Raw genomic sequence first — 12,643 nt, forward strand, 5'->3', positions numbered from 1 at the left:
GCGGGAACGCACCCCTCGGGTCGGGGTTCGACGAGGACGGCCCCACTGTGAGTTCGGGGAGGAAGACCTGATGAGGACTGGACAGCTGCGGTTCGGGGTGGTCGCGGTAATGCTGTTGGTCGGTGCGGCGCTGGTGGGCTGCGATAGCAAGACAGGCCAGCAGGGGGCGAACGCGGTGACCGCGGACAATCCCTGGGAGCTGACCGGCGCGGTCTCCAACAATGGAGCGAGCGGCCCGCGCAAGGGGGTCCCGGACGCACCGATCACCGCGGAGAACGGTGACGGTGGGGCGGTCGACAAACTCGCCCTCAACACCATCGCCGACCTGGAAGATTTCTGGAAGACCGAGTACGGCAAGAACTTTCCCGGCACCTTCAAACCGGTGAGCCGCTATATCTCCTGGGATGCCAAGGCGTCCAAGGAACAAGCGGTCAAGTTCTGCAAGTCCAGCACCTATCACCTGGTCAATGCCGCCTACTGCAGCGTGGACCACAGCATCGGCTGGGATCGCGGTGTGCTGCTGCCGCTGCTGCAGGAGAAGTACAGCGATATGGCGATCGTGATGGTGCTGGCCCACGAATACGGTCACTCCATCCAGGGTCAGGCCAAGATCGCCGGATTCTTCACCGGGACACTGGTGAAGGAGCAGCAGGCCGACTGCCTGGCCGGTGTCTTCCTGCGTCATGTGGCCGAGGGTAATTCGGCGCATTTCACGCTGAATATGACCGACGGACTCAATGCCGTCCTCGGTGCCACCATTGCCGTGCGCGATACCGATCCGGATAACCCGAAGAATGTGCACGGTTCCGCCTTCGAGCGGGTAACCGCGGTGCAGATCGGCTACGCCGACGGCGCCCAGGGCTGCAAGAAGATCAATAAGAAGGAGATCGAACAGCGTCGGGGCACCCTGCCGACGACATACGAGGACGGCGAACAGGACGCTCAGCTTCCGGTCGACGTGCCGTCGCTGACCAGCCTGAGCCAGGCGCTGGCGAAGATCTTCCCACTGCGGCAGGCGCCACAGTACGACTACAACGGGATCATCGAGAACTGCTCGAAGGTGACGGCCACCGAGCCGGTCTCGTACTGTCCGAGTTCGAACAAGATCGGCATTGATGTGCCCGAACTCGCCAAACGCGGCGGGACGATGAAGGGCGACGATGAACCGCTCTCGGCGGTGGTGGACGGTGATTACAACGCCTTCGCGGTCTTCATCTCCCGCTATGTCCTTGCGGTGCAACAGGAACGCAAGCTCTCGATCAGCGGAGCCGAGACCGCCGGACTGCGCACCGCATGCCTCACCGGCGTCGTCACGACCAAGCTGAGCGAGCCGGGCAGCGATCCGCGACTGTCGGCGAACGACCTCGACGAGGCGGTCTCCGGACTGCTCGCCGACGGTCTGGTCGCCAGCGATGTGGACGGCAAGGTGGTGCCGAGCGGCTTCCAACGGCTGGAGGCATTCCGCACCGGCGTCCTCGACGGCGAGCAGACCTGTCTGACGACCTACCGCTAGCTTTGCGTTACGTGGGCCTGCAGCCACTCCAGAACATCGGAGAGCACCTTGTCCTGTTCGGGTTCATTGAAAACCTCGTGGTAGAGGCCCTCGTAGCGGATCACGGTGAGATCCTTCGAGCCCGCGCCCCGCTCGATCAGATCGGTGCTCGACGGTGCGGCGATGGCGTCGGCGGTGCCGTGCAACACCAGCAGCGGCACGGTGAGCTTGTCCAGATGGCTCTTGACGAACTCGGTGGCGTTCAGCATCTCCATACCGGTGCGGGCCGGGAGCTTGCCGCGGAAGACCAGCGGATCGCTGTCGTAGGCACGGACCACCTCGGGATCGCGGCTGATCATCGACGAATCCAGTTTCAGCACACCGACATTCGGCGCGAACCGGGACAACAGCGGGCCCAGGAGACGCTGCAGGGGATTGCCGACGGCGATATCCACCGGCGGTGCCGACAATACGATTCCGTCGACGTCGATCGGCGCCCGGACCGCCAGATACAACGTGATCAGGCTGCCCATCGAATGCGCGAGCAGGAACCGCGGCACATCCGGATGTTCACGGCTGGCGATCTTCAGCATTTCCGCGACATTGTCGGCCGAGCCCGCCATCGAACCGATATTCGCGTTATTGCCCGCTGACTTGCCGTGGCCGAGGTGATCCAGCGCGTAGACCGCGAAACCGTTGTCCGCCAGGCGCTTCCCGACATGGGCGTAGCGGCCGGAATGTTCGGCCACGCCGTGCACGAGCACGACCACCGCGTGCGCCGTGGTATCGGGAAGCCATGCGCGCCACGCGATTCGGCTGCCGATGCCGTCGAATTCGCCCTCGGTGCGCGGGGTCGGCTCGGCGGATTCGCCGGCCTGCGGATCGGTTGTCATGCATCGGCTCCTTGGGTATGTGGCGGCGCCGCGAGCTGATCGATCAGCCGCCGATTGAACTCGATGAGCCGAGCGTAGTTCACCAGCGAGATGCGCTCGTCGGTTCCATGGATCGTTTCCACATCGGCCTTGCTCAGCAGGATGGGGGCGAAGTTGCAGCGGGTGACGGCGAGGTCGTCGTAGTGCCGGGAATCGGTCGCGCCGGGGACGATGCCGGTGGTCACCGCGATGCCCGGGACGACGGACGCGGCCAGGCGCGCGATCATGTCGAATGCCGGGCCGGGCGGCTTGCCGGGAGAGGGCTCCGACGTCATGCCGACGAGTTCGATCCGCACGTCCGCGTCACGCACCACCTTGCGGCAGTGTTCGAGCACCGATGCGACCGAATCGCCGGGCAGAATGCGGAAATTCACCAGGGCCTCGGCCTGCTGTGGCAGCACATTGGGTTTGACTCCGCCGCGGATGACCGTCGGCGCGGTCGTGGTGCGCACCAGCGACTCGGTTTGCGGACGCGCCGCCAGTATCCGGGTGATCAGGGGTGTGGCCAGTGCGGCGAATCGGAGCAGGCGGCGACGATAGTCGGGCATGACGTGGCGCAGCCTGGTGACCATGTCCGATACCACCGGCGTCAACCGCAGCGGCATCGGATGATCTTGGATTCGACCGACCGCGCGGGCGATCTGTCCGACCGCGGTCTGTTTGCCGGGCATGGACGAATGTCCGCCCACCGCCGACACCGAAAGGCGAACGGTTGCATAGCCTTTCTCGCCTACCATGATCGAGGCCACCGGCCGGTCGATACCGTCGGCGAGATCGTTCAGAATGACCCCGCCCTCATCGAGCAGCAGATCGGCGTGCACACCGGATTCGCGCAGCCGTTGCGCCATTCGCACGGCACCGTTATCCCCGAACACCTCCTCGTCGTGCCCGAAGGCAAGATAGATGGTGTGCCGCGGGCGAATTCCGGCGGCGAGTGCGGATTCGACCGCCTCCAGAATCGCGATCAATCGACTCTTGTCATCGATTGCCCCACGGCCCCAGACGAATTCGTCATCGATGACGCCCGCGAACGGCGGATGGGTCCACCGCTGCAGATCATCGACCGGCACCACATCCTGGTGGGCGAGCAGAATCGCCGACACTCGATCCGGTTCGACGCCCCGCCAGCGATACAGCCTGCTGTGCCCGAACCGCTCCACTTCCAGTTCGGCGTGGACCAGTGGAAACGCCTGTTCCAGGTGCGTGCCCAGCCGGAGGAATTCCGCGTCGCTGGGTTCTGTGGGCTCCGTCATATCCGATTGCTCATAGGAGACCGTCGCGCAGCGCAAGGCCTGCGCGAGGCGTTCGGCGACGTGCGTATCGACGACAACCGGGGTGGTGTGGGTCTGTGCGGCTTTACCTGTCATCGGGTCTCATTGGGCAAATTCATGGGCATCACTGCATTGTTCAACACCTCGGGCCCGAGTGCGCGGACCTTCTGGTCGCGCCACTTCGCCCAGGCCTCGCTGGTGCCGCCGGTGCGGTCGGGGGTGCGCGGGGTGCTCAGCAGGGGCAGGTCCAGGCGGGCCGCGAGGACGGTGACCTGGGCATTGGCGGCGGCATGTGACCACACATCGTCGACGACATCGGTGATCCGGACGCCGAGACGGTGCCCGGCGATGATCGGCCAGTCCTGCGCCAACAGTCTGACATCGGCGGTGTCGGCGACCGGCGCGATGCCGCGGGTGATGATGGTGCCTCGTCCGTCGGGGGCGATATCGAACAGTTCGACCGCGACCGTAGCGGTCGGTGGACCGGATAGGCGCAGCGTTGCCGTCGGAATTCCGGAGATGTGCTGGGTGGTGCTCAGCGGTTCGGAAATGGACCAGATCTCACGGTCGGGTCCGGGCAGTGGGCCGCGATCGGTGTAGGTGCCGGTGCGCAGATCGATCGGAATGCGGCGCGAGTCAGCGGGCGGCCATGCGGTTTCGGAGCGCCAGCCGCCGTCGAATTGGCCGACCGTGATGCGCGGGCCGGGCACTTCGATATCGCGAGCGGCGACATGCTTATCGAAGAAGGCGAGCAGTTGGGTAGCGAAATCCGGTGCACCGCATTTGCTGTCGCAATCACTGTGGCCCCATTGGCCGAACCAGGCACGATGATCGCCGGGTCCGAGCGCATTCCAGACATCGAAGATGCGATACGCCCGGGTGTTGTAATCGAGAAAGCCCTGGCCGACGAACAACGGAATGGTATTGCCGCGTAAATCGTCCACGAGATCGCGCGCACGCCAGAACGGAGTCGTGGCGTCATGGTTGGTGGTATTCGCCGCGAATTGTTGATAGCATCCGGCCGGTATCTGGACGGCATTGGCCTGGTATTCGGGGGAGTCGTCGGGGCGGCCCGGTGTGGATGCGATGAGCAGGTGTTCGAAACCTGTCATTTCGGCCGGGCGGATGCCGCTCTCGGTGACCGGCTTTCCGGAGAACTTCCAGGCGACACCCTGCATGTACATATACGCGTAGGGATCGACATCCGGTCCGAACGCCGCGACGGCGGCCAGACCCGCGGGCTTGGCGGCCAAGCCCATCATCCCGGTCCAGGCCTCGTACGAGGTGCCGATCATGCCCACCCGACCGGTCGACCACGGCTGGCCCGCGGCCCATTCCACCGCGGTGGTCACATCCGAACGTTCGCCGGGCCCACCGAAGTCCGGACATCCCGACGAGCCGCCGTAGCCGCGCAGATCCACGATGACGTAGCTATAGCCCGCCTTCAGGAACATCGCGACATGCAGGTCGTCGGTGGACGGCCCACCCTCGAGCCGCGGCACGCTCAGGTATGCGGTATGTGAGCGATACGGGCTGACGGTCATTACCACCGGCGTGCGCGTATCCGCGGAAATGCCCTGCGGGCGCAGAATATCGGCGTGCAGCCGGGTGCCGTCCGGCGCGGTGATGAAGCTCTGTGACCACTGGAACGGCACCCCGATCGGGTCCGCCGCCGTCACGGGCGCCAGCACTGCGAGCATCAGCAAAACCCCGGCCACAGCACGCAACAGCACAGTCACTCGAGAACTATCGACTGCTGCTGGTCGATAGTCCAGCCCCGGGAACCGGGGGTGCCACTCAGCGCTCGGCGGTCGGACCGAGAACCGGCTTCAGATCCAGCACCGGGGTACCGTCGATCGCTTCCAAACCGTGCACCGTGAGCACCGACCCAGCGATATCGGCGATCGTGACCCGATGCAGCCCGATCGGATTCGGTCGATGTGGAGCGCGCGTCGCGAACACCCCCGCCACCGGGCGGGTGCGATCGCCGCGCGGATGCACCGTGAGCACCTGCCGATCCGCCCGGTGCAACCAGGTGAACACCAACACCTCATCGCCGGGCCGCAAGCCCGCCGTGCCCGCGGTGACCTCGGGATCGAGCACGATCTCGGCGTGCGGTGCGCCTTCGTCGCCTTGTTTCGGCGCAGCCGCGGGATCGGTCAGTGGCGAGCGCACCCGGCCGATGGGGCGCACGGCATAGGTCTCGGAGGGCATGGGTCGATCTTCGCTCATGGCTGTCTGTGGCCGAAGGCATTCCCGTCGATATCCTCGACCGTCGCGATCAGCTTCCCACCGCCGACATTCGTCGGCTACTGGGTCACCTCGGCACCGGCCTCGACCAGATGGCCAGCTGCTTCTCGATGTCCTGGCCCGCCACCCGGTAGCCGACGTAGTCCGGGGTGTCGGCGGTGGGTCGCATGCTCTGCTCCGGCAGCGAGGCCGATGACGCTGTCCAGGAGGCCTGGCTACGACTCAGCCGTTCCGATAGCGATGAGATCGAGAGTCTGGGCGGCTGGCTCACCACTGTCGTCGGCCGGGTCTGTCGGAATATGCTGCAGTTCCGCGAGACGCGGCGCGAGGAACCGCTCGACGAATTCGAACCGGTAACTGATGTCGAGGGCCTGGAGCAGGAAGCGGTACTCGGCGATTCGATGGGCCTGCCCTACCGCGGGCTATTCGCTTTCGCTATCGCTTGGTGAAGGTGGTGCTCGGCCAACACGATTCGGCTGGTGTCCCAGGCAGCGCGGCGTATGATCGGCCCAGTGCGGGTCCCCGGGGGAATTGTGAGCGAGCGCAGCGAGTGAACAGTAAATACAGTCGAATTGCGCGGTCATGCCGGAGCTGAGTATTAGCGAGGCGCAGGCATGACCGAATCGGTGACCACGGATTGGGACCTATTCGGGCGGGCGCTGGCGCAGTGCCTTTTCGAACTACCTTCCCGCGCAACGCTGATCATCGCCGCCCCCGGCAATCGATATGTCCAATTCGTGCAATACGACATCAAACTGACCGTCGAACTGGCGGGCAATTCCTATCTCGCGCAGCCCATCTCGCCGATCGGTGAACGTATGCTGCGCGATCTCGGCTGGCGCGAACCCGTCGCACGTCGCGAAATCGACAACTGGACCCGCACGCTGCTCTGGCCACTGTCTCTGGATACGCTGCGCGGACTCGCCCGCTCGGTCGCCGTCGGCCTGCACGACGCGCTCGGCGTCGGCACGCCCGCGGACCTGCGCGCCATGGGGTGGACGGAGACCTCGGGTGATCTGGATCTCACCGCATTGGGCGAGATCGCGCGTCGCGGCGTGAACTGAGTCGGTGGGGAGACCGGCCCGACGTGGCACTATTCTGTGAATATGGCAGTAGGCAAGGGCGGCACGCCGTCCAAGGAAGCGAAGGCCGCGGCGAAGGCGGCCCGCAAGCAGCAGTCGAAAGAACGCCGCCAACAGCTCTGGCAGGCGTTCCAGATGCAGCGCAAGGAAGACAAGCTGCTGCTTCCTTTGATGATCGGCGCGGTCGTCGGCATCACGGTCGTATTCCTGGTGGTCGGCCTGATCTTCGGCCTGCAATGGTTCCTGCTGCCGCTCGGCCTGCTGCTCGGCGTGCTCGTCGCGTTCATCATCTTCGGTCGCCGGGTACAGCGGAATGTCTACGCCAAGGCCGAGGGCCAGGCGGGTGCGGCGGCCTGGGTGCTGGACAACCTGCAGGGCAAATGGCGGGTCAGCAATGGCATCGCCGCGACCACCCAACTGGATGCGGTGCACCGGGTGATCGGTCTGCCGGGCGTCATCCTGATCGGTGAGGGTTCCCCGCAGCGGTTGAAATCGCTACTTGCCCAGGAGAAGAAGCGCACCGCGCGGCTCATCGGCGACACCCCGATCTACGACGTCATCATCGGCAACGACGAGGGCCAGATCCCGTTGAAGGAGCTCCAGAAGCACCTCACCAAGCTGCCCCGCAATATCGATACCAAGCGCATCGACCTCATCGAGGGTCGCCTCGCCGCGCTGAGTTCGCGCAGCGGTCCCGCACTGCCCAAGGGGCCGATGCCCGCGGGCGCCAAGATGCGCGGAGTGCAGCGCACCATCCGCCGACGCTGATCCTGTTTCGAGGCCCGCATCCCATGGGATGCGGGCCTTCGCATTTCTAAGGGGTCGTTCCGGTTCGCCCGGTATCAAGCAACCAGATTATCCGGTCGTAGCCGATGGCGTGGTAGACGACGAGCACAGCGGTGAAGACCAGCGCCCAGCGCGGCAGGCCCGCGATCCAGAATGCCGCCGCGCCACCGAACAGCACCACGAGCTCGACGAGCAGACGAACCCAGCCGTCCACCGCGACCGGTGCCTTTCCGCTGCGGCTCGGATCGTCGGGCACCGCGAATGTCCCCCAAGCCGCGGCGGCGGCGAGCGGCAGCAGGACGACCAGTACATAGCGCCATGGCGAATCGAACGCGCGCCAACCGCAGACCGCGAACGAGGAGATGGCGGCGATTTCGAGGAACAGGCGGACCGCGAGCATGACCGGATTCAGAGACACCGCCGGAGCGTACTGTTGCGACGCCCGCCTCGAGGCACTAGCGCGAGCGGACGACCGCGGTGCCGGTGGCTCTGTCGTGCATGCCGCGCCCGTCGGCGTCGGTGAACAGCGCTGGAACCACGAAGACCAGCAGGACCTGGCGGGCCAGCGCACGCACGAAACCGACGCCCACCGGCGCATCGACGCGGATGACGCGCAGGCGCAGGAAGTACTGCCCCGGCGTGTACCCGAACAGCGACACCGCCACGACGCCGATCACGAACCACACCAGCAAGTTGGGCGTCGTGAGAGCACTCACAATCGCCTCGAAATTCGACGGACGCGGCTTCCCGGCCGGGATATCCATCCCGGCGATGATCTTGTCCGGGTTCGGCCGCACGATGATCGCGGTCACACCGAGGGAGATGAACCAGTCCACCACGAGCGCGACGATGCGCCGCGCCATGCCGACCAGCGACCCGGCGCCAGAGCGAGGCAGACCCAGGTGCTGACCGGGGAACTCCGGGGTTGCCGGATCGCCCGGGTCCGCCGAAGGTCCGGAGAGCCAGGATCCGCTGATGCGTGCCATAACCCTCAGAATAGGCCTCTACGACCGGTCGTAGGACACCGCATTAACCCAAGGTGACCTCGGCGGCCGTTGGTAAAGACAGCAGGATTACCATGCTGTTCGAGCCAGGGTGGCATTAAACATCCGACCAGCCGCACGTGTAACACTGGCGAAACACAGCCTTGATTACTGGGAAACACCGCGTCCATACCGTCTGGACGCGACGAACCCATGCAATCGACACTGGCTGGGAACCGATCCGTAAGGAGAACAAGTGACGTTCAGCACGGCCGACGAGGTCATTCAGCACATCAAGGAAGAGGAAGTCGAATACGTCGACATCCGCTTCAGCGATCTTCCGGGTGTGCAGCAGCACTTTTCGATCCCCGCGAAGGCTTTCACCGCTGACCTCGCTGAAGAAGGGCTAGCGTTCGACGGCTCCTCCGTCCGTGGCTTCCAGTCCATCGACGAGTCGGACATGCTGCTGCTCCCTGACTTCAGCACGGCCCGGCTGGATCCGTTCCGTCAGGCCAAGACGCTGAACCTCAACTTCTTCGTGCACGACCCGTTCACCCGGGAGGCCTACAGCCGCGACCCGCGTAACGTCGCGCGCAAGGCGGAGGAGTACCTGCGCTCGACCGGTATCGCCGACACCGCCTACTTCGGTGCCGAGGCCGAGTTCTACATCTTCGACTCCATCCGCTACGACTCGGGCATGAACGGCGCCTTCTACGAGATCGAGTCGATCTCGGGCTCCTGGAACACCGGTGCGGAGTTCAACCCGGACGGCACCCCCAACCGCGGCTACAAGGTCCGCAACAAGGGTGGTTACTTCCCGGTCGCGCCGTACGACCACTACGTCGACCTGCGCGACAAGATCTCGACCAACCTGCAGAACGCGGGCTTCGAGCTCGAGCGCGGCCACCACGAGGTCGGCACCGCCGGTCAGGCCGAGATCAACTACAAGTTCGGCACCCTGCTCGGCGCGGCCGACGACCTGCAGCTGTTCAAGTACATCGTGAAGAACACCGCGTGGGCCGAGGGCAAGACCGTCACCTTCATGCCGAAGCCGCTGTTCGGTGACAATGGCTCGGGTATGCACGTGCACCAGTCGCTGTGGAAGGACGGCAAGCCGCTGTTCCACGACGAGGCCGGCTACGCGGGCCTGTCCGACCTGGCGCGCCACTACATCGGCGGCATCCTGCACCACGCCCCGTCGCTGCTGGCGTTCACCAACCCGACAGTGAACTCCTACCACCGCCTGGTCCCGGGCTACGAGGCCCCGATCAACCTGGTGTACTCGCAGCGCAACCGCTCCGCCGCGGTCCGCATCCCGGTCACCGGCAACAACCCGAAGGCCAAGCGCATCGAGTTCCGCGCGCCCGACTCCTCGGGTAACCCGTACCTAGCCTTCGCCGCCATGATGATGGCCGGCCTGGACGGCATCAAGAAGAAGATCGAGCCGAAGGCCCCGGTCGACAAGGACCTCTACGAGCTCCCCCCGGAGGAGGCCAAGGGCATCCCGCAGGCCCCCACCAGCCTCGCCTCGGTCATCGACCGCCTCGAGCAGGACCACGACTACCTGACCGAAGGCAACGTCTTCACCCCCGACCTCATCGAGACCTGGATCACCCTCAAGCGCGAAAACGAAATCGCGCCGGTGAACCTGCGTCCGCACCCGTATGAATTCGAGCTCTACTTCGACGTGTAGGCCCTTCGGTCGCTCCGCAGGCTTCGCTCCTGCGCTGTAACGCACGGAGCCCCATCCGTTTCGAAGGATGGGGCTCCGTCGTTTCTCGGGAACTTTCGGCTCGAAGCCCTGCTTAAAGCGGCGCACCGGTGCAGTGTCGCATCGCGACGTAGTCGGTTGTTGCAACCTGCTTGCCGCGCAGGTAATTTCGAGTAGGCATATACTGCTTCGATACTGGCGCAACCGTTCTCGGGTTAATACGCACTTCAGCGCCGAATTGATAGTCTGAATCCCGTTGAGCGGCACGGGGATACCGGTGAGTGGGGTTACGGCGGCTGGTTCGGGACGAATTGGCGCACCCGAGTGTCGAGTGGTTCTACTGTCCCGCGCCATGAGGATTTCACTTCTTTCACTTATAGGTGCTGCGGCGGCGGCTTTGGCGTTGACTGCGACGGGGGTGCAGCCTTCGGCGATCGCTGAGCCGAGTGTTGCGGCGGTCGGCGGGAAAATCGATTTGCAGGGGGCGGTCAATGTTAGAGATATCGGGGGGTATCGGACTTATGACGGGGCAACGGTCAAGTCGGGTAAGGCTATTCGGGCGGATTCGTTGGAGAAGTTGACGGATTCCGATGTGCAGAGGCTCGGGACCATGAACCTCAAAGCCGTTATTGATTTGCGGACACCTGCGGAGGTGCAGTTTGCCGGGGCCGACAAGGTGCCTGCGGGGGTGCAGAAGGTGGCGCGACCCATCGATGACACCGGGTTGTTCCAGCAGATGCTGGCGGCCATTCAGTCCCGGGATCCGGTGAAGCAGGAGGAACTGCTCGGGAACGGGAAGGCCGAGGAGATCATGGCCAACGTGTATCGCAGCTTCTTCACCGATGATTCGCGAGCCAAGTTCGGGCAGACGATTCGGGATTTGGCGGCGACCGATCGGGCGACGCTGTATCACTGCACGTCCGGCAAGGATCGCACCGGCTGGCTGACGTATGTGGTGTTGCGGGCGGTCGGCGTGCCGGAATCTACTGCGCGGCAAGATTATCTGCTGTCCAATCAGTACCGGGCCGCGGCGGATGCCAAGTTGCGTGAGCAGGTCGCGCAGGCGGGGCTGATGCAGAATCCCGATCTGCTCATTCCGCTGCAGGAGGTTCGTGACGAGTACTTGGACACCGCGATCGCCGCGATGGAGCAGACCTATGGCGATTTCGGGAAGTTCCTGACACAGGGCTTGGGTCTCGACGGCAGCACCCTCGTACAACTTCGGAAGAACCTGGTGAGCTAGCGAGAACGTTTCGGGCCCACTCCTTTCCGGCGGAGTGGGCCCGAGCGCATTCAGCTCAGCTTGGCGTCCGCGGCCGAATCCACTAGTTGCCGCACGCGCTTTCGCGATCGCACTCACTATATGGAGTCTGTGGCCGAATACGCCCAGCACGCGATCGTGACGTCACAGCGGGGCCCAAATTACCTACCGGCGAGCATGATCACCTGGCAGTAGTCCGTCCAGACAGTTGATCGGTGGCACGGGCCAAAATCCGCCCCTTCGGCAACCGGCTCTATAGCCGGTGCGAACACGGCATACCATGTGCGACAGCAGAACTAGATCGGCAGCACCATCTCGGCCAGGTCCAATAGTGAGACCCCTCCGGTGCCGAATGCCGTAACCAAGGCATATGCGATAAGTGCGTCCTCCAGAGTCGGCTGCCGAACGGCTACCTTGTGGTCGCGCGATGTGACAGGCAGTGTCCAGACGACGTCGATCTGGTGCGTTCCGGTGAGCATGAATTCGCCGAGCACATGATCGCCCTGCCCCTTCTGCCCCAGCATCAAGGTGCTCGAATGCAGATTCTTCGGCATCAACCGCAAAAACTTGCCGTCTACCTCGGCGGCCGCGCGATAGGTCCACCGGTGGTAGAAGTGTCCGCGCCCGACAGTCAACCTGATGGGGCGGTCATTGATCTTTGCCCGCAACCGCTTCGCATTGCGCGTACCGATCGGAACACGCTGACGGGTGCGCGGACCGATGCGCTCGATCGTCACCACGGTGGCATCATCGAATACCGGTGCGGTGACCACTCTTTCATCGGTACGCGTGATCACTATCTTGCCGAAATGCTCGGTGTCGACGACAAAACGCTCTGGACTGCTCACCCGGCTCCTTCGACGCTAGCGAAACAT

The 12,643-nt window shown here is 64.4% G+C and carries 12 protein-coding genes and 1 pseudogene; 6 read left to right on the forward strand and 7 right to left on the reverse strand.

Annotated elements, in window-relative coordinates; genetic code table 11:
* Positions 1 to 70: 70 nt before the first annotated feature.
* Positions 71 to 1,513, forward strand: a complete 1,443-nt coding sequence (locus ACQP2U_RS11560; RefSeq protein ID WP_433714667.1) for a metallopeptidase — start codon at positions 71 to 73, stop codon at positions 1,511 to 1,513.
* On the opposite strand, the gene ACQP2U_RS11565 is transcribed toward ACQP2U_RS11560, so the two are convergent.
* The 4 genes from ACQP2U_RS11565 to tsaA are packed head-to-tail and all read right to left on the reverse strand — an operon-like array spanning position 1,510 to position 5,909.
* Positions 1,510 to 2,385: an alpha/beta hydrolase gene (locus ACQP2U_RS11565; protein ID WP_433714668.1), complete on the reverse strand. Its 876-nt coding sequence runs from the start codon at positions 2,383 to 2,385 to the stop codon at positions 1,510 to 1,512. The genes ACQP2U_RS11560 and ACQP2U_RS11565 overlap by 4 nt on opposite strands.
* Positions 2,382 to 3,791: a M20/M25/M40 family metallo-hydrolase gene (locus ACQP2U_RS11570; protein WP_433714669.1), complete on the reverse strand. Its 1,410-nt coding sequence runs from the start codon at positions 3,789 to 3,791 to the stop codon at positions 2,382 to 2,384. The genes ACQP2U_RS11565 and ACQP2U_RS11570 overlap by 4 nt, the downstream gene beginning before the upstream one ends.
* Positions 3,788 to 5,434 (reverse strand): CocE/NonD family hydrolase, encoded by a 1,647-nt coding sequence (locus ACQP2U_RS11575; protein WP_433714670.1) that lies wholly within the window; start codon positions 5,432 to 5,434, stop codon positions 3,788 to 3,790. Before ACQP2U_RS11575 ends, ACQP2U_RS11570 begins: the two co-directional genes overlap by 4 nt.
* Positions 5,435 to 5,492: 58 nt before the next feature.
* A complete protein-coding gene (tsaA, locus tag ACQP2U_RS11580; RefSeq protein WP_433714671.1) occupies positions 5,493 to 5,909 on the reverse strand; it encodes a tRNA (N6-threonylcarbamoyladenosine(37)-N6)-methyltransferase TrmO in 417 nt (138 codons plus the stop codon).
* 203 nt (positions 5,910 to 6,112) lie between these two features.
* Between tsaA and ACQP2U_RS11585 the strand changes: the two are divergent.
* From ACQP2U_RS11585 to ACQP2U_RS11595, 3 genes and pseudogenes are all read left to right on the forward strand, one after another.
* Positions 6,113 to 6,355: pseudogene (locus ACQP2U_RS11585) on the forward strand (sigma factor); the annotation flags it as partial.
* Between the two features lie 204 nt (positions 6,356 to 6,559).
* Positions 6,560 to 7,009 (forward strand): TY-Chap domain-containing protein, encoded by a 450-nt coding sequence (locus ACQP2U_RS11590; protein ID WP_433714672.1) that lies wholly within the window; start codon positions 6,560 to 6,562, stop codon positions 7,007 to 7,009.
* A 42-nt stretch (positions 7,010 to 7,051) separates the two neighbouring features.
* Complete coding sequence (locus tag ACQP2U_RS11595; protein WP_397037865.1) at positions 7,052 to 7,795, forward strand: DUF4191 domain-containing protein; 744 nt, start codon at positions 7,052 to 7,054, stop codon at positions 7,793 to 7,795.
* A 46-nt stretch (positions 7,796 to 7,841) separates the two neighbouring features.
* Here the strand turns inward: ACQP2U_RS11595 and ACQP2U_RS11600 are convergent, their stop codons facing one another.
* Both ACQP2U_RS11600 and ACQP2U_RS11605 read right to left on the reverse strand, forming a co-directional pair.
* Entirely contained in the window at positions 7,842 to 8,231 is a 390-nt protein-coding gene (locus ACQP2U_RS11600; protein ID WP_433714673.1) for a YrdB family protein, read from the reverse strand.
* Positions 8,232 to 8,268: 37 nt separating this feature from the next.
* Entirely contained in the window at positions 8,269 to 8,799 is a 531-nt protein-coding gene (locus ACQP2U_RS11605) for an RDD family protein (RefSeq protein ID WP_433714674.1), read from the reverse strand.
* A 253-nt stretch (positions 8,800 to 9,052) separates the two neighbouring features.
* Here ACQP2U_RS11605 and glnA point away from each other — a divergent pair, with 253 nt between their 5' ends.
* On the forward strand, positions 9,053 to 10,489 hold the full coding sequence (gene glnA / locus ACQP2U_RS11610) for a type I glutamate--ammonia ligase (RefSeq protein ID WP_433714675.1): 1,437 nt from the start codon (positions 9,053 to 9,055) through the stop codon (positions 10,487 to 10,489).
* A gap of 370 nt (positions 10,490 to 10,859) precedes the next feature.
* Complete coding sequence (locus ACQP2U_RS11615) at positions 10,860 to 11,750, forward strand: tyrosine-protein phosphatase (protein WP_433714676.1); 891 nt, start codon at positions 10,860 to 10,862, stop codon at positions 11,748 to 11,750.
* 314 nt (positions 11,751 to 12,064) lie between these two features.
* Here the strand turns inward: ACQP2U_RS11615 and ACQP2U_RS11620 are convergent, their stop codons facing one another.
* The gene (locus ACQP2U_RS11620) at positions 12,065 to 12,616 is read right to left on the reverse strand and encodes a hypothetical protein (protein ID WP_433714677.1); all 552 of its coding nucleotides are present in this window, start codon (positions 12,614 to 12,616) and stop codon (positions 12,065 to 12,067) included.
* Between the last annotated feature and the right edge of the window lie 27 nt (positions 12,617 to 12,643).

This window comes from Nocardia sp. CA-084685 (assembly GCF_050955785.1).
Taxonomy (GTDB): domain Bacteria; phylum Actinomycetota; class Actinomycetes; order Mycobacteriales; family Mycobacteriaceae; genus Nocardia.

Excerpts from the sequence above, each read along its gene's own strand:
- ACQP2U_RS11560 (WP_433714667.1), top strand. The coding sequence starts at position 71 with ATGAGGACTGGACAGCTGCGGTTCGGGGTGGTCGCGGTAATGCTGTTG.
- ACQP2U_RS11565 (WP_433714668.1), bottom strand. The coding sequence starts at position 2,385 with ATGACAACCGATCCGCAGGCCGGCGAATCCGCCGAGCCGACCCCGCGC.
- ACQP2U_RS11570 (WP_433714669.1), bottom strand. The coding sequence starts at position 3,791 with ATGACAGGTAAAGCCGCACAGACCCACACCACCCCGGTTGTCGTCGAT.
- tsaA (WP_433714671.1), bottom strand. The coding sequence starts at position 5,909 with ATGCCCTCCGAGACCTATGCCGTGCGCCCCATCGGCCGGGTGCGCTCG.
- ACQP2U_RS11590 (WP_433714672.1), top strand. The coding sequence starts at position 6,560 with ATGACCGAATCGGTGACCACGGATTGGGACCTATTCGGGCGGGCGCTG.
- ACQP2U_RS11595 (WP_397037865.1), top strand. The coding sequence starts at position 7,052 with ATGGCAGTAGGCAAGGGCGGCACGCCGTCCAAGGAAGCGAAGGCCGCG.
- ACQP2U_RS11605 (WP_433714674.1), bottom strand. The coding sequence starts at position 8,799 with ATGGCACGCATCAGCGGATCCTGGCTCTCCGGACCTTCGGCGGACCCG.
- ACQP2U_RS11615 (WP_433714676.1), top strand. The coding sequence starts at position 10,860 with ATGAGGATTTCACTTCTTTCACTTATAGGTGCTGCGGCGGCGGCTTTG.